At 69.3% G+C, this 18856-nt stretch carries 1 protein-coding gene; it reads right to left on the bottom strand.

What is annotated here, in order from left to right:
* Positions 1 to 52: 52 nt before the first annotated feature.
* Positions 53 to 18856: a leukotoxin LktA family filamentous adhesin gene (locus tag DK26_RS24750; RefSeq protein WP_066478496.1), complete on the bottom strand. Its 18804-nt coding sequence runs from the start codon at positions 18854 to 18856 to the stop codon at positions 53 to 55.

The following is an 18856-nucleotide window of genomic DNA, read 5'->3' as shown; positions in this document are numbered from 1 at the left end:
CAGCCGGCAAGAAGTGCCAATGCGAGACGTCTGGTCCCGCGCCGTGCTGTCTTCAAGGCCGGTCCTCTGTCTCGTCCAGGTTGACAGGGAGCCTGCCCGGCTCGGCCGCGAAGACGAAGCCGCGCGGGCGCCCGAACGGGCCACTGTTCCAGCTCCCGGCGCCCCACGCGCTCCACCAGTGCCCGTTCGGCGCGTAACGGAAGCCGCCGGCGACGTCTTCGGCAGTCGCACCCGCGGTGAGCCAAGCCCCCAACCGAGCCATGTCACGGGTCAGCGACCCTCCGGCTGTCGGAGGAATCTCAACGATGTCGGAGTCGAAGCGGACGATATGAGCGTTCGTCGTCAGCCTGGTGCGGTCAAGGTCGAGATAGAACGGGCGACCCATTGAATGGAGCTGCACGTCATAGGCCGGGTCTGGCGCCAGGCTGCGATTATTGGCGAGAACCGTCATGGACGGTGTCGTCAGCGTCAGGGAGCCCGGGATGAATGCCTCGGCGATGCGCAACTGGCCAGCCGTCGTAGTCAGACGCGCATCGATCGCGGCCAGGCGGCTGGCCCGGAAGCTCCCGGCTTCGACCGCCAGATCGACGCGCTCCGCGCTGCGGCTGCGGAAGCCGCTGATATCGAGCGCGAGCGGAAGTCCGCTGCCGGTGCCCTGAACGATATCGGCAGCGATCCGCGTTCCCATGATCACGATGCTGTCGCCGGCAGTGAAGCGCGCGAGTTGGACCTCGTCCGGCGCTGTGCCGACAAGCTGACGCGCCGCGCCGTGAGCGAGCCTGAGCGAGCCCTGGCCGCTGCGCCCGGCCAGGAGCACCAGAGCATCCTGGGCCGTAACCGTGCCCCCCTCGATGCTGCGCTCCGCCGTGACCCGCATGGACGCTCCCGCACGCGCAGTCGAGACGGCGACACCTGCCTCTGCCGACGTCAGGCGGATGTCTCCGCCGGCCAGGAGCGTTCCGATCGTCAGACGATCCCGCGCCTCGATATCCGTCGACGCCGCACTCGCCAGGCGATCGACGGAAAGGGTGGATCCCGAACGCAGCATGACCGATCCCGTCGCATCCAGTGCCGCGATCGCCAGCGAACCGGTCGCGGCTGTCGCCTTGGCATCCTGCGCGGACAGGCTATCGGCCGAAACGGAGCCAAATCCCGAAAGCATGGCATTACCGGTGGTGCGCAGATCTTTGGCCGTGATCCCGGCGCTTCGAGAGGTCGCCGAGATGCCGCCTTGTCCCGCCACGACGTTGCCGAGCATCAAAGCGTGCGCCGCATCGATCGAGACGCTCTGTCCGGCCTTCAGGTCGGATCCGTATATCGTTGCCGTCGAGGAGCGGATGGAAAGAGCTGTGCCGGCCTCCGCCCGGCCAACAACAACCGAGCCGGAGGCCAGAAGCCCGAGCGTCGTCCCCGATTGCAGCCCGCCTGCCTCGATGGCAGCCGCCATGATCGACACTCCGCCGTCGCGGACAGCACCGCGCGTCAGCTGCACTCGGCTGCCGGCCTCGAGAACGGCTTCGCTGCCGGCCTCGAACGCTTCGACATGGATAGAGTCTGCTGCTGCGACAGACAGGCGCTCCGCCGTAGAGAGCTTCTTTGCCCTGATGCCCGCTCCGGCCGAGGTGACAGAGAGCTCGCCCGCGAGCGTGGTGACATCGCCGAGCGTGACTGTGCCCGAGGCAGAGAGCGCCGAACTCGCCCCCGCTCGCAGGCTGGCGATGTCGAGTTTGCCGGCGGTCGAAATGACGTTCGCCGCTTCGCCTGCGATCAGGCTGGTGGTGATCGAGATCGGTCCCGCGGCAGTCAGCGTCGCCCCGTTTGCGGCAGTGATCGTGCCGGCCGTGATGCCGGCGCCGCGCGACAGGGCCGAGAAGGCGCCGGCCGTGGTCGTTGCACTGCCGAAGCCGATCGGGCCGGTCGCGTCGAGCTTGGCGGCGGCGCCCGATGACAGGCGCGCTAAGGTCAGCGCACCGGTCTGAGCGGTGATCTCCATCGCGTCACCGGCCAGCAGCGCGCCCGTCGACGCAATCGAGGTTGCTGCGCTCAGTGTCAGTTTGCCGGCGACGTCCAGCCCGGCGAGGGACAGATCCGCGCCAGTCGAGGTCACCGCAAGATCGCCCGCCGTGATCGTTGCATCACCGAGTGTCACTGCGCCCGAGGCCGAGAGCGTCGAACTGGCGCCGGCCCTCAGGCTGGCGATGTCGAGCGTGCCGGCGGTCGTGGTGACGTTCGCCGCCGCGCCTGCAATGAGGGCGGCGGCGAGCGAAATTGGTCCCGCGGCGGTCAGCGTCGCTTCGTTCGCGGCAGTGATAGTGCCCGCCGTGATCCCAGCGCCACGCGACAGGGCCGAGAAGGCGCCGGCCCTGGTCGTCGCACTGGTCAGGCTGATCGGGCCCGTCGCGTCGAGCGTGGCCGCGCCGCCCGATGACAGGCTTGCCAGGGTCAGCGTGCCGTTCTGCGCGGTGGCGTCGAGCGCGCCGCCGGCCAGCAGCGCGCCCGTCGCCGCGATCGAGGTCGCGGCGGTCAGCGTCAGCTTGCCGGCGCTGTCGAGCCCGGCCAGCGACAAGCCAGCTCCGGTCGACGTGACCGCTAGATCGCCCGCCGTCGTCCTGGCATCGCCGAGTGTCACCGCGCCTGTGGCCGAGAGTGTCGAACTGGCGCTGGCCGTCAGGCTGGCGATGCCGAGCGTGCCGGCGGTCGTGGTGACGTTCGCCGCCGCGCCCGCGATCAGGCTGGTGGTGATCGAGATCGGCCCCGCGGCGGTCAGGGTCGCGCCGTTTGCCGCAGTGATCGTGCCGGCCATGATACCAGCGCCGCGCGACAGGGCAGAGAAGGCGCCGGCCGTGGTCGTCGCACTGGTGAAGCCGAGTGCCCCTGTCGCGTCGAGGGTGATGGGACCGGCCGCCGAGAGGCTCGCAAGCGTCAGCGCGCCGTTCTGTGCGCCGGCGTCGAGCGCCCGGCCGGCCAATAGCGAGCCGGTGGCCGTGATCGAAGTCGCAGCGGTCAGGGTAAGGCCGCCGGCGACGTCCATCCCGGCGAGCGACAGGCCAGCGCCGGTCGAGGTGATCGCGAGATCGCCCGTTGTCGTCCTGGCATCGCCGAGTGTCACCGCGCCCGAGGCCGAGAGCGTCGAACTGGCACCGGCCGTCAGGCTGGCGATGCCGAGCGTGCCGGCGGTCGTGGTGACGTTCGCCGCCTCAGCGGCCGTCAGGGCGGTGGTGACCGAGATCGGTCCCGCGCCGGCCAGCGTCGCCCCGCTCGCGGCAGTGATCGCGCTCGCCGTGATGCCGGCGCCGCGCGACAGGGCCGAGAAGGCGCCGGCCGTGGTCGTCGCACTGGTGAAACCGATCGCGCCCGTCGCGTCGAGCGTGGCCGCGCCACCTGACGACAGGCCTGCCAGGGTCAGTGTGCCGTTCTGCGCGGTGGCGTCGAGCGCGCCGCCGGCCAGCAGCGCCCCCGTCGCCGCGATCGAGGTCGCGGCGTTCAGGGTCAGCTTGCCGGCGCTGTCGAGGCCGGCAAGGGACAGGCCCGCGCCGGTCGAGGTGACCGCGAGGTCCCCCGCCGTCGTCCTGGCTTCGCCGAGCGTGACTGCGCCCGAGGCCAAGAGCGTCGAGCCCGCGCCGGCCGTCAGGCTGGCGATGTCGAGCGCGCCGGCGGTGCTGGTGACGTTCGCCGCCCCACCTGCGGTCAGGCTGGTGGTGATCGAGATCGGGCCGGCCGCGTTCAGAGAGGCCACTGTCGCCGCTGCGATCGAGCCGGCCGTGATGCCCGCACCGTGCGAGCGTGCCGAGAAGGCGCCGGTCGTGGTCGTTGCGCTGCTGAAGTCGATAGCTCCCGTCGCGTCGAGCGTGGCTGCTCCGCCTGCTGCGAGGCTCGCCAGAGACAGCGGGCCGTTCTGCGCGCTGATCTCCATTGCGCCGCCGGCCAGCAGTGCTCCGGTCGCGGTGATTGAGGTCGCGGCAGCCAGAGTGAGGTCGCCGGTGACGTTCAGCCCGGCTAGGGACAGGCCTGCGCCGGTCGAGGAGACCGCAAGATGGCCGGCCGTGACGCTCGCGTCACCGAGCGTCACCGTGCCCCCGGCCGAGAGGGTCGAAGTCGCGCCCGCCCGCAGGCTGGTGATGTCGAGCGTGCCTGCCGTGCTGGCGATGCTGGCGCCGCTCCCGGTCGTGGCCGCATCGACCGTCAGATTGCCGCTCGCAACGAGACTCGCCGCGCCGGTGCTGGCGAGGAGGCTCATGACATGCGTAGCGCCCGCCGCGGCGAGGTGGATGTCGCCTGCGAGGCTGCTTGCCGCAAGGTGGGGGGAGGCGAAGGTCAAGGCCGCGGCCTCGCTGCCGATCCCCGTTCCTGCCCGCAGATCGATCATGCCGCCGGTTCCGGTCGCGCTGAGCAGCATGCCGGCGTCGCCATTGCCGAGAATGGCGCCTGCAGCGGCAATCAGGATCGAGGCGCTGCCGGCGGGAGTGTTCCAGGAACTCGTCACCTTGCCGAGCTGGACATCGCTCGCCGAGGCAAGGCTGATCCGTCCGCCCGCGGCGATATCAGCGCCGCTCGCCATGACGATCTTGCCGCCGGAAACAGAGACGGCGCCATTGCTGGAGCGCAGGCTGCGCAGGATGCGGATTTCGTCATCCGCCATCGCATTGACGCCGTCGGCGGCGCTGAATTCCCCGATCCGCAACGGCGTCGCGGGCTGCCCGCCGATCGCGGGGGCGGAGAGCCAGGCGGAGCCACCGATCTGTCCCGAGACATCACCGGTGGCGCCGACCTGGAGGCCCAACCCGGCGCTCGCGGAGCCGACATTGCCGGTCGCGTTCAGCAGGATGGAGCTGGCAGAGATCGCGACACCCGGCAGATAGCCCCGGATGCTGCCGGCGCTTGCCGTCAGCGAAGCCGTGCCCGAAGCGAAGATGCGGCCGATCTGCGCATCACCGCCCTTGGCAACGAGATGGATGTCGCCCGCGGCCGCCGAGGCGGAGACCAGCCTGCCGCCGATCTGGTAGTTCAACGGCGTTGCGGCCGAGCCGATGCCGCCGCCGCCGGCGACCAGAACGAGGTCGCCATTGGTCTGGATCTGGACCGCATGGCTCGGCGCGGAGCCGCCGGCATTGGTCGCCACGGCGATCGCCTGCGGTGCCTGCAGGCTCACCGTGCCCGTCGCGGTGATCCGGCCGATGGTCAGCGTGCCGCCGGCCGCCTGCGGCGTCCCGGTCGCCTGGACATAGACATCGCCCTGGGCCGAGCCCGAGAAGGTGCCGCTCGCATTGATGAAGAGCGGAGCTGTCTGCTTGACGTCGACGCGGCTCAGCGTGACCCCGGCAGGGACATTGTTGAGATCCGTGACCTCGACAAGGCTGCCATCCTGTCGCTGGCCGATGATCTTGACGCTGCCCGCCGTGGTCGCGACTGCGAGCGCGGCGAGCTGGGCGTTCGAGATCGTGCCGTTGCGGATGTCCGACAGCGCGACCTGAACGTCCGGAGCGAGCGAGCCGATGCTGCCGGCGGTGTTCAACGTGATGTCGCGGCCGATGACCAGCGCCGTGCCGTTGCCGACGACGCCGGACGCAGGCTCGAGTGCCGATTTGTTGATTGCCGAGACCAGCTGGCGCTCGGTCCAGACCGCGTCGCCGGAGATCCGGTTTTCGAGGTTCGGGGCTGCGTCGGAGGCGGTCACGCTGAAGCTGAAATTACTTTCCGCCGTGGCCGGGTTGAAGCGCGCCTGGCTCGCCCAGCCGCCGCCATAGGCCTTCTCGAAGACGCCTGCATAGGCAGCGTAGCGGCTCTCCGCATAGTTCATGACCTGCTGCTCGGTCGCGGTGCCGCCCACGGCCGCGTCGGCGAAGGCCTGATAGAGCGCGATCGCGTCCTCGTTCAGCGTGAAGACGAGCCGGCTGACACCGTTGACGGTGCGCGGCTTCATCTCGCCGTTGCGCATCAGCGCGGTGTAGAGCCCGTAGCTCTGCGTCACCTGCTTCTCGAAGGCCGCGACGCTGGCTTGAGCAGCCGCCCCCGCGCCGTCGGCCGCCGTGAGCTTCAGGGCGCGCGAGACCTGCGACAGCTGCTCGGCGCTCAGCGCCTGCGCCGCCGTCTGCCCCGAAGCCGAGACGAGCCGGCCGGCGCTGACGTCGATGCGGACATTGCCGGCGGCGCTCGCGATCTGACCGACGCGCAGGTCGCCGACGGTCTGTGCGACGCCGATATCGCCACGGGCTCTGACGTTCACGATGCCATCGACATGGCTGCCGTTCGGAAGCTGCGTCGCGACCGCGCGCATCCGCATGAGGTTCGAGGTCGAGCCGATGCTCCCTTCCTCGCTCACCAGCGTGATGTTGCGGCCGACGACGTGCGGCCCGCCGGTGGCTGCGGCCTCGAGGCTGCCCGTGGCCTGCACTTTGATGTCGCCATAGGCGGCGGGATTCTGGTCGGCGCGCAGCGCGACCACCTGGGCGCTGCCGGTAATGTCGAGATTGATGCCGCCGCTACCGGCCGTCGCATTGAGCTGCGCGCCCGCGGTCAGCGTCGCCTTGATCGCCGTCGTTTGCGTGCCGATCGAGTCACGCGCGCTCAGGTTCAGGTTGCTGCTAAGGATCGTGGCGTTGTTCGTCTGGGTGAAGCTGCCGCCCGAGGCGATGATCGTCGTCGTGCCGCTCGGATTGACGATGGTGCCGTTCTGCAGGACGGAGCTGTTCGAGGTGATGTTGATGCGCCCGGCCGCGTTGCCGGCGAAGCTGATGTTGAACGGGTTATCGGCCTTCACCGAGGTGGTGATCTGGACGAAGGCCCTGGTCGCGTAATTATAGTCCCATTTTGCCTGTGTTTCGCCCGCCTTAGCGACGAAGTCGTAGTCGCAATGGTTGATCGCCTGGCCGTTGCAGCCGCCGTAGCTCGCCTGGTTGTGGATGAAGTCGAGATGGCCGCCGGTGATCTCCTGCGTCATCCCGACATGGCTGAGGCCCGTTTTGCCCGTCACCACCCGGCCCGACACCAGCTCGGCGCTCGGCGCCTGCGCATCTCGGGACCACCAGAATCTCGGATCCTCGCCTGGATCGGTGCTGGGCGACTGCGCGTCGACATAGACCCAGGGATTGCTCGAGGTGCCGGAGTCGAAGCGCCAGTAGACGCCCGGTATGTTCGCCTGGTTGCGGTTCTCCTCGGTCAGGCCGACCTTCTGGAGCAGGGCCTGCTGTGTCCACTCGTAACGGGTGCCGGCAACGGTTTCGTGCCGCGTCAGATCGCCGGAGATGAACTCGACAGGCACCGAGGCGCCAGCGCCGGTGAGGATCGGCTGCGCGCCATTATGCGTGATGTATTTCGCGATGCCGGAGCCCGGCGTGTAGGCATAGACCGTCGTGTTCGGCCCGGAGGTGATGAGCCGGTCGATGATGGTGATCTTGCTGACGCTCGCGGCGACCCCGACGCCGGTGCCGGTATTGACGCGGTTGACGACGAGGTCGAGCCCGGACGTGTTGTTCAGGCTGACATCGCCGAAGCCGCCATTGATCTTGATGGAGCCGAGCGTGTTGGTGCTGATGATCTGGCCGTCGAGCAGCACCGAGCCACCGCCCGAGGAGGCATTGACGTCCCAAAGGACCAGCCGATCGTTGACGATATCGTAGTATACCGGCGCCGCGCCCGCATTCGCCCAGCTGCCGCCCAGGGCCTCCTTGAGGCTGACTTCGACATAGCCGCGATCAATGTAATGTTGGCGCTGGCTCCGCAGGCTGGCCGCCATGCCGGCATCGACCGTTCCCGACCAGTTGGTGATCCGCCCTGCCTCGATCGAAGCGTTGATGTTGATCGTCGTCGCCTTGATCGCAACCTGGGCACCGAAGATCTTGGGGGCGCTGCCCGCCACGGTCGGATTGCTCTCGCGATAGGTCGGGATCGTCGGCAGCGCGTAGAAATTGATGCCCCGGCCCATATTGTAGTCGCCGGTGCAGTTGGCGCCGGAATTGGCGATGTAGCCGGCGCAGTTTCCGAAGAACTGCAGCGACCAGTTGCGAGTCGCACCCTCGTCCTGCCGGCCATAGAGGAAGTAGTTGATGTTGTTGCCGTAGCCGGCTGCTGTCGCGAGCGCGTTGGCTGCGGCGATGACCGCCTGGTTGACGTCGAACGAGCCCGACCCCGGCGCACCGCCGGGATAGTAGATCGCGTGATTGTATTCCCCCTGCGGCGAGCCGCCGGCATTGTACATGCCGTTCGGCCCGTTCGAGGACACCGCGACTACACCGTTCGGCACGGTGATGTTGAACTGCAGCGAGTCGATGCGCTGGCCGGAGAAGCCGAACGAGCCCAGCGTATTGTTGATCGAGACCAGGCCGCTGAGATTGGTGATGTCGCCGCCGATCAGCAGCGCCGGCCCCTTGTCGCCCGGGTCGAGCGGGCGGCTATAGGCATTGTCGATGATGATGGAGGGCGTCGCGTCGGGGTTCGAGCTGCGCGCCAATGTCCCGGTGGAGCCGATGATCTGCCCCCCGCTCGACTGCGGGATATAGGCGCCGCCGTCGAGCACGAGATAGGCGTTGCTGCGGTTGATCACCGTGATCGACGGGCCGCCCCTGGCGACGAGCGAGCCGTTGCCCTGAACCGTGCCGGCACTGACGAAGACGTTGCCGCCCGCCGCATAGAGCTGGCTGAGCCTGATCGCCTTGACCGGGCCCGCATTGACGCCGGAGATCAGGGTGCTGGCGACTGCGGCTTCATAGCGTGCATTGATGTAGGCGACGGGATCGAAGGTCGAAGTGAGGCTGGCGGTCACCGGCGCGCCACTGACGAAGCGGATCGTCGGAGCCTCGTTCGGGCCGCACTGGACCGAGGCGTTGGCGCCGCAGCCGATCTCGATGCGCTGCGTGTTGTAGATGCCGGCCGTCGCCGTGCCGTTCATCACAAGTGTGGAGCTCGACGACCGGCCCGGGCTGCTCGAACCGGTGGTGACCGGGATGAAATAGAGCTGGTAGCCGTGGCCGGTGCCGTCGGCCTCGGCATCGAGCACGCCTTCATAGGCGCCGAGCGTAACATTCTGGGCACTGGAGATTCTGGTGCCGCTGCCGACCTCGACGCGCGCATGGTGCTGCAGGTCGGTCGAGGCGTCGGCGTCGGGGACGGCGATGAGGCCGCGGACATAGCCGAGCGCATTCGCCGTGCCCGAGAGCGTGGTCCTGCGTGCGTCCGCGCCGTCGCGGCCAGCGGTGACGTTGACGTCGTAGAGGCCGAGCAGCTCGGAATTCGCACCGATCAGCACCTTGTTGTCGGTGCGGATGGTGACGTCGGCATCGGCGAGCCCGACGCCCGCCAGGCCGTACGTGCTGACATAGGCGTTCGCCGTGACGTCGGCGAGCGTATAGGTGCCGAGGTTGATGGCGCCGAAGGAGGTGAGGACGACGTTGTTGCCGAGCCTCACGGTGTTCGTGAGCGGATTTTGGGCGGAGCCGGCGCGATAGCGCGTCGACACCCCCGCGCCCTGCAGCAGGCCGCCGGTGGTCAGGGTGGCGGTGTCGTCGCCGAAAAGCTCGCTCCAGGCCTGGGCCAGGATCGAGCCGGGGGCAGCGGTCGGGCTCGTGCCGCCGATCAGGACGACGCCGTCTTTGAGCTCCACCTTGGAGGTGCCGTCGAGCCCGGTCCGGGAGGTGGCGCCGGCACCGTTGATGCCGCCGCCGGCGGCGGCGCGCACGGAATCGCCGAGTTCGAGTTGAGTGAAGGTGTTGCGGCTTGTCAGTGAGATCGCCTGCAGGCAGCTCGTCAGATAGCAGCCATTCGTGCCCGGGCCGGCGGCAGTGATCCGGGCACCGGCGCCGAGCTCGGTCAGCACGTCGACATTGGCATTGTTCTTGGCGAGCGCCGCGCTGGCGCCCAGGGCTGCAGCCTGCAGGCTGTCGACCAGTGCGGCATAGCGTGTCGAATGGCTGGCGCCGATCGTCGCGAGTCCGGTCACGATCACCGCATTGGCGCCGAGCGCGGCGGTCACATCCGAGGTGTTGGAGGTCGAACCCTCCGCGCCGGAGCCGGCATAGAGGCCGCCGCTGCCGGCCTCGGCCCGCGCGATCTGCGTGTCTTCACCGGTCGCCGTCAGGATGAAGCGGCCGGTGCCACTCCCGCCCATGGTGGAGGAGGCGCCGAGCGAGGCCGTCGTCGCGGTCACGGCATCGGCCTGGGCATTGATCCTGCCGATCGCCGCCGTTCCTGCGACGGTGATGCCGGTCGCCTTGGCGGCCTGGAGGGTGGTGTTCGTCGCGCTGATGGTCACGGAGCCGGAGGACAGACCGATATAGTCGCCGACCGAGGCCGTCACGGAGGTGGTGTTGCGCGCCTTTGCGTCGGTGCCGACGGCGCTGACATAGTAGGCGCCCGAGCCGGCGACGGCCGAGGCGGCAGCGGAATAGCCGCCGCGCGCGAAGCCGGAGGTCGCATCCGACAGCCTGACGGCATCGCCCGCGGCCGTGCCGAACACCGAGCCGGCTGCGGTGACCGAGAGCAGGCCGGCGGTGAACTGGTTCGCGATCAGGCTGGCATTGCGCTCGATCTCGGACGTCACGATCGCACCGACCGTGGCTTCGGCGATGGCGGCGCCGACGGCGAGGCCTCCGGCAACCGCGACACCGAAGGCTGCGGCCTTCGCATCCGGCGATGCGGTCGCCGAGACGCTGATCGTGCCCGTGCCGACATTGGCCCGCGCTCCCGCGCCGATAGAAGCTGTAACCTTGGTGGTGTCGCTCGCCTTGGCCTCGGCGCCCGAACCGGCCGCGAGCAGGCCGCCGGCACCGGCGACGGCGGCGGCATGGGCGGCGCCCGTGCTCTGCGCGCCGATCGTGAGGCCGGTTCCGGTGAGGTTCGAACCGCCGGCATACCTCGCCTCCACGTCGCTCTTCGCCTCGCTCGATGCGAGCGAGATGCCGAGCGCGAGGCCACCGGCCACCGTGGCGCCGAAGGCGTCCGAGCGGCCGGTCTGGCTGTTGCTTGCATTGACGCTGGTCGCTCCGGTCACCGTCAGCGCACCGCCGAGCGTGGCCTTGACCTCGTTGTCGATCGTCCCCTTCGCAACCGCTGCCCCCGCCGCGGCAGCGAGGCCACCGGCTCCGGCGCGTGCTTCGATGCGTGCCGCAGAGCCTGTGCCGTCGGTGGAACTGGCCGTCACGGCGATCGAGCCGGTGCTCACGTTGATCTGGTCGAGACGCGCCGAGACCTTGTCGCCGATATCGGTATAGGCGGTTGCCGCGCCGACGCCGGCCGCGCCGCCGGCGCCGACGCCGCTGGCAATGTTGCTGGTCGTGGTCTTCGACAGGGCCGAGACGGCGACGGCGCCGCTGGTAATGCTGCCGCCGCTTACGCTGGCGCTGGTGGCCGAGCCGGTGCTTTCCAGCAAGGCCGCAGCGCTCTGTGCGGTCGGCGCAGCGATGCGGCTGCGATTGGCCGTGAAGAAGCCGTATTGCTGGGCCGCGTAGTTGCGCACCTCGGCATCGGTCGCCGTGCGGCCGAGGTCGGCATTTGCTTCGGCCCGATAGGCGTCGATGCCGGCCGTGGACAGCGTTAGGACGCCGCTGCTGACGGTGCCGTTCGCCAGCAGGCGAGCATAGGCGTCGTTGGCGGCGCTGCGGATCTGGTCGTCGCTCGCATCCGGCGTCGTCGCGGTGACGCGTGTCCGATAGGCGCTGACGCCGGCATCGCTGAGCAGATAGCCGACCGCTCCACCCTGCAGCGCTGCATAGCGGGCAGCCGCCCAGCCGCGCACCTGGTCTGCGTCCGGGTCTGGGATGCCGAGCGCGCTCGCCGCGGCGCTGCGCAACGCGACGACCCCGGCATTGCTCAAGGTCAGCGTGCCGCCGGAAACCGTACCATTGGCCAGCAGCTCATTGTAATCGGTCTGAGCGGCGTCGCGCAGTGCGCTCTCGCTCATGGCTGCACCAGTGGGACCTCGATAGCTGCGATAGCTGGCGAGCCCGGCAGCGCTCAGGACAAGATCGTTGTTGCCGGCGGTGAGCTGGCCGATGCGGGAGAGCGTGCCGCCCCCGCCCGAAGTGATCTCGCCTTGCGCCGCGGACGGCGTCCCGGTGCCGACCGAGATCAGGGCGACCGAAGCGCCGATACCGACCGAGCCGCCGATGCCATAGGTGATCGTCTCGGCGCTGACCGTGCGTTCGGAGGTGGCGGAGGCCGAGACCGTGCCCGGCGCAACCAGGGTCGAGCCCTGGATGTCGGCCTGGACGCTGCTGTCGAGGCTCGCAATGTTGGCGGCTGCGCCGGCGCCGAAGCTGCCATTCGCTCCCGCGGCGGTTTTCGGCGTGATGTTCGTCGTCTCGAAAGCCGTGACGCTGATGCCAGCCGCACTGGTGACGCTGCCGACGGTCTGCATTGCACCCGGCCGGATCGTGACCCGCGCGCCATAGAGCCCCGCCCGCGTCTCGTTGTCGACATCGACGAAGCTGACCATGCCGGCGACTCCGGCAAAGCCACCTGCCGCACCACCGGTCGCGAGCGTAGTGAAGGCGTTGCGGCTCGTGGCCGCGACGGCCAGGCCGCCATTGAGGTTGAGCACGGTCTGGCCGGAGCCGCCGCCAATCGTTGCCAGCGTCGCGTTCTTGCTGGTGCCGACAATGAAGGCGCTGCCGACGCCGACGCCGCCTGCGCCGACTGCGACCGTCTGGGCATGGAAACCATTGCGGCTGTCGGCGTTGACGCCGACCCGTCCGGCCGTGACGAGACCCTGGTCAAGCGCGGCGCTCGTCGAGGCCGCGAAGGTGTTGACGACGCCCATCGCCGCGGCGCCACCGAAGCCGAGAGCGAAACCGGTCACATTACTCGCCGCCGATTGCGAGGCGTTCGCAGCGATATCGAGCGCGCCGACGCCGCCGCCGCTATAGCCGGGTGTCGTAGTGCCGGTGGTCGAGTTCGTCAGCGCAGCTCTGGTGCTGCGCTGCATGATGTTGCTGGTGTTGGCTCCCGCGGCGGCGACGCCGCCGATCGCGCCGACGTTGATGAAGGTCGCGGCATAGGAATGGCTCGCCGCCTCGACGGCGATCGCGGTGCTGCCCGTTCCAGTCAGACGGGTATCGACCTGGCTCGCATCGATCGTCGCGCCGGTGCTGCCGCCGAGCACGTTGCGGATCGACACGATCGCGACCGCGCCGGTGATCGGGAAAGCGGCGATGCCGCCGGTGACCGCATTCGCCAGCACGGATTGCTGCGAGGTCGCGACGACGCCGAGACCGTGGATGCTGCGCGCCGTCATCGCGAGCGAGGGCTGCGCCGCGCTCGGGCCGTTGGCGGTGCTGAGGTCGAAGGCCGTGAGAAGCTGGCCGGCCGTATAGCTCAGCGAACCGGTGCCGCCGGCCCGCGCATCGACGGTGCTACCTTCGATCCGGGCGACCGTGTCGCCACCGACCGTGTTGTCGACGACGGAGACGCCGCCGGCTAGCCCGGGGGACGCCGCTGTGGCGCCGAGCGCGCCGGCCGAGACCGTGATCCGGTCGGTATTGGCGGCGAACACGCCGAGATTGTTGCCGGCGATGATATCGGCGCCGGTGATCGTCGCGCCGATATCGGTGGCGACGTTGTTGTTGGCGACCGAGCCGGCGAGCCCGACATTGCGCGCCATGGCGAGGCCGATAGCGACCGTGTCGATCCTCGCGGTCGATCCGGCCGCGAGCACGACATCGCCCGAGGCACGAATCTGCGTGCCGCCGATTCCCGCGGCGACATCGTTGGCGATGCTGCTGTCGACGATCGAGAGGCCGACAGCGGCCACACCCGTGCTGCCGGCGAGCGTGCCGGCTCTGCCCTCGATCTCCGACGCCGCCTGCGCCTGCACGGCGACGTCGCGGCTCGTGATGCCGCCGCCGCTGATGCGGGCTCTGATGACGTTGTCGATGGTCTGCTGCGCGACCGAGGCGACGCCGGCGAATTGGCCGGTCGCGATGCCAAGGCCGACCGCGATGCCCGTCAGCGTCGCCCCGTCCCGGGCGACGACGCTGACGTCGCCGCCGGCCGTGACCGTGGCGAAGTCGATCGCCGCGATATGCGACTGGGCGATCGTGTTGCTGAGCACCGAGACGCCGACATTGTTGTCCCCGCCCTGCAGGGCGCCGACGATGGCGAGGACCGCCGCGCCTTCGGCAATGGCAGCGCCTTCATTGGCTGCCGCGCCGGAGAAGTCGACCTCGGATCGGTTGGCGGCGGAGACGGCCTGGCGGCCACGGATGATATCGTCATAGACGCCGATCCGGCTGCCATCGGCGAGCACCACGACATCGCCGGAGACCGAGATCGTCGCCAGCGTGCCGCTGACGCCCGAGATCGCCGCGTTCGTCGTCGGCGTGACCCGGTTGATGACGAAGGCGCCGCCGAGCCCGTTGCCGCCGAGGCCGGCCGTGATGGCCGAGGAGATGATGCGGCTGGCATTCGTCGCCCTGACCTGGAGCCGGTCGGCGCCGGTGAGCGTGGAACGCGTCACCTTGGCGCTGACCGCGTCCTCGCCATCGGGATCCCGGATCTCGGCATAGGTCAGCGCGATGCCGACGCCGTTCTTGGCGCCGGCATAGGCCGCGCCGCCGCCGATGCCGATATCGGTCGTCTGGTACGCGTCGACCGTAACGAGGTTCGACACCCAGATGTTTGTCGGTGCGATCAGCGTGGAATCGGCGATCGAGGCAGAGACGCTGTTCGTCACCAGCCCCAGCGCCACCGACATCGCCGCGGCGGCGTTCCCGCCGCCCGAGCCGGCGAGGCCCAGCCCGACGACGGTGGCGCGGCCGCCGGCCAGCGCCTGCACGCTAGTGTCGCCGATATTGGTGAGGGATGATCGGTTGATGCGCGCGTCGGTGCTGTTGTCGAGCTTGGCGAAGGCGATCGCTCCGGCCAGGGCCGCGCTCGTGCCCTGCCCCCCGCCAGTGAGATTGATCGCGGCGGAGCCCGAGCCCAGTTCGAGGATGGTCGAGTTCAGCGCGGCGACGGTGGTGGTGACCGCGTCCGTCTTGGCCGTGATCGTCGCGCCGTCGATCCAGGCCGAGGTGCCGAGCTGGGTCGATGCGACCGCGGCGCTGCCGGCCAGGGCGAAGGACGGCTTGCCGCCGCCCTGCGATGCGCTGGCGGCCGAGACGACCGTGAAGAACGGGTCGTCGGTGACGAAGTCCATCGTGCCGTCGACGACCGCCGCCGCGACAGAGGCCGCCGACAGCCAGCCATTGGTCTCTGCCTGGACGGCCAACGAATCCGTCTGGATGCGGCCGGCAGTGGTCCCGGCGCCGCGCAGGCGATCATCGGAGAGATCGCCGGAATTGTCCCCGATATAGCCGCGCGTCACCGTGCTGGCGTCGATCCGGCCGACGGACACGCCGGCACTGCTGCCACCCGTGCTGGCCGCTACGATCCCGCCGCTGACCGACAGCACCGAGATGGACTGCTCCGCCTTGACCGACACGACGTCGGCGGTGACGAGGGCCCGGTTGCTGATCGAGGCAAGCGTCTGGTTGTCGAGGTTCGCCAGGCCCACCATGCCGCTCAGCGCGGCGCCCTGCGCCCTGCCTGAGGAGGTCACGACGACGTACATCTCGTCCGTCGTCCTGGCCTTCACGTCGACCCCCGACGCGGTGATGGTCACGCCGTCCGCGATGGCGGCGACCGTCCTGCTGCTGCGGCCGATGTTCAGGAGGGCACCGCCCGCCGCGGAGCCGGCGCCGCCGTTGAGGCCGCCGGTCAGGCCGAAATTGCCGCCGCCGTCGATGCTGTGCACCGTCGTTTCGGCGGTGACGCTGACGCCCTTGCTCCAGCTTTGGACATGGCCGTCGGCCAGCGGCGTCGTCCAGCTCGGGGCCAGCGCCGTCGTGTTGAGCGTCGCACCGCTGGCGACATAGGCTGAGGTCTCGTTGTCGACCCGAAAGTAACTGACCGAGCCGGCCAGGCCGAGCTGCTGGGATTGCGAGCTGGCGTTGGCATAGCTCGTCATGATGTTGTTGACGGTGCCGAGATTGCCGTTGAGGTGCGAGACGACCTCGAGGGGGCCGGCCCAGTTCGTCCAGGTGTTCGAGATCGGCATCTCGTTGGTGGCGCCGACGCCGACCCGGTAGGCGTTGATGGTCACGCCGGAGCCGATGGAGGCCGTCGACTCGTGCGCGTAGTTGCCGACGCCGATGGCGAAGGAGAGCGAGACCTGCGCCTCTGGCTGCGCGCTCGTCGGATCCTTCGAGTTCGAGTTGATCGAGCTGTCGGCGATCAGGCGCACGCCGAAATCGGATTGGCGGCTCGCCACCACGACATTGCCGTCGGAATGCAGCGTCGGCGCCGCCCCGCCCGGATCGGCAGCGATCGCGGCCCTGGCGACGAGGCTGCTGTCCGCGATGGCGATGGCGCTGCCGGCCTTGACGGGAACGCTCGACGAGCCGCTCGAGAGTTTGCCCAGGAGCTGGCTGAGCAGTGTCGAGACGGTCGTGCCGGCCGGGCCGGCGTTGAAGATCAGGTTGTCGCCGACTGTCGTCGAGGCGCTGGTGGCGTTCTTGGTCGTGTCGGAAACCGCCGACACCGTGACACGCTTGAGCTTGCTCGCCTCCGTGCCGAGCGAGGCGCCGAGCAGGGCATCGGCCTGCGCCCTGTAGTCGGAATAGGCGATCGAGGCGCCCGCCACGCCGCCCGACGCCGCGATGGAGTTGGCCGAGGTCGAGAAGGAATTGGTGTTGAACGCGGTGATGCTGACGTTGCTGACGCCGCCGGTGACGATCGTCGCGCCTGAATGGACCTTGGCCGCGGTGCTGACGTCGACGCTGCCGAAGGCGACGGTCGCCGCCGCTAGCGTCTCGCCGACGGTGACGGAGATGGCGGAGACACCGAGCTTGACGTCGTTCTCGGCCTTGACCGCGAGGTCGCGCCCGACACGGATCGTGGCGCCCGAGGCGATGTCGGCGGTCACTGTGCCGGAAATCTCGCCGATCGAGACCGCCCCGCCGAACACGCTGTTCCCGTTGACCGTGATCGCCGGCAGCGAGGCCTCCTGCCGGCCCTTGGCGGTGAGGCTGACGTCGCGCGACGCTTCGATCGTCGCGCCGCTGGCGACCTGGACCCGGCTCGTGATCTCGCTGCCGACATAGCCACCGTTCAGGCCAAGCGCCGCGCCTGCAGCGGTTTGAGCCGCCAGCGCCACCAGCGGACCCGCCGATGGGTCGATATAGGACGCGATTGCCGTGGCGTCCGCCTTCAGCAGCACGTCGCGACCGGTGATCGTGCCGTAGATGTCGATGGTCGAGCTCGCGCTGGCGCGGCCGCCGATCAGCCTTTGCGAGGTCGTCGCGTCGAGCGTCACGTCGCCGGCGATGTGGCTGCTGCCGGCGCTGACACCGGCCAGCAGCGTGCCGCGGACCGTGATGCTCGGCGCGGTCAGCGTGATGCTGCCGGAATTGCCGAGCGAAGGGTTGAGCGCCGAGAGCGCTCCGGCGGAGCGATTGAAATTGCGGGTGTCGATGATGCCGTCGCCGGCGATGGTGATGCTGTTCGTGGCTTCCAGCGACACGTTCGTGCCGTTGGTGATCATGTTGGCGCTGCCGCCGGCGCCGATGACGATGTCGGTCGGGTCGATGTAGAGCAGCCCGGCCTTGCCGCTGCGTGCCGACAGGTCGACATCGACGGCGCCGAGCGTGACTGTGTTCTTAGCACTCAGCTCGAGGAAACCACCATCGCCGGTGATGCCGGCAGTGCCGCGGAAGATCGCTCCCGACTGTACGTCGAGATTGGTGTCGGCGAAGATCACGGCCGAGCCGCCCTTGGCCGCGACCGCCTGGGCGCCGCTCACATCGATCACGGCGCCGCGCGCGATCGAGATCGCGCCGCCTGAAAGGATCGAGACGCTGCCGCCATCCGCCGTATTGACGTTGGGGCTGCCTGGCGTTGCCGAGATGGGTGCAGCGCCTGGCGCGCTGCCCGTCGCATTGATGCGCGCGGTCGCGGCGATCGTCGTGCCCTTGCCGGAGCGGACGGCGATCGTCCCCGCCGGACGGTGCGCCGTCGCCTTCGCATTCAAGGTCCCGGAAATCGAGGCCGTGCCGGCCGCGACGATCTCGATGCCGCCGCCGCGGCGTGCGACCATGGCGCCGCCCTGCTGGAGCCCTGCGGTGTTGACGCTCTGGGCGAAGGCCGCCCGGTGCTGGCGGCGACGCTCGCTGATATCGACGGCGGCGGTATTGGCGTTGATCTGGCCGGCGACGCTGACCGTATGGCCGTTCAGGCTGACGCCGCGGCGCGCATTGATCCGGCCGTCGATGGTGATCGTGCCATCGGGCGAGATCGGCACGTCGTTGGCCCGCAGGCGTGCCGCCATCGCCTCATTGACGACGCCGTTCGGCCCGATCACCTGGTCGAGGAACGCCCGCGTCGGCGTGTTGACGGTCAGCTGGCCGGTGTTGATGACGCCGCTCGGGCCGACGGTGAAGCCGGCCGAATCCGAGAAGTAGACATGGCCGCCGATCTGGCCGTTGCGATACGAGTTCAGGATGCCGTTGATGACGACGGGGCCGTCTCTGACGATGTTGACCAGCGCGCCGGTGTTCTGGGGCAGGTGCATGTTGACGGTCGTGCCCGCCGCCTGCTCGAAGCGGGAGAACGAATTATAGCCGGCCCCACCGGACACCGTCTGCGTCGTGATCGTCGTCGTGCCGCCGCTCACCGAGACATTGGTCTGGGTGCGCCCATCCGGCGTGATGATGTTCTGCGCGAAGGCCGGCGCGTTCCAGAGCGCCAGTGCCATCGCCTGGCCGACCAGGCAACGCTCCCGCCAGGTCGCCAGGACCGAACGCGGCCGCGGCGCGAATACGTCGCGTTGCCGCGGGCCGGCTGTGCGCGGCAGGAATGCCGTAGCCGGGCGGAGCGAGCGACGCTTCGACAT

Source organism: Allobosea sp. WAO (assembly GCF_001509835.1).
GTDB lineage: Bacteria > Pseudomonadota > Alphaproteobacteria > Rhizobiales > Beijerinckiaceae > Allobosea.
This window is presented reverse-complemented; position numbering and strand designations above follow the sequence as displayed.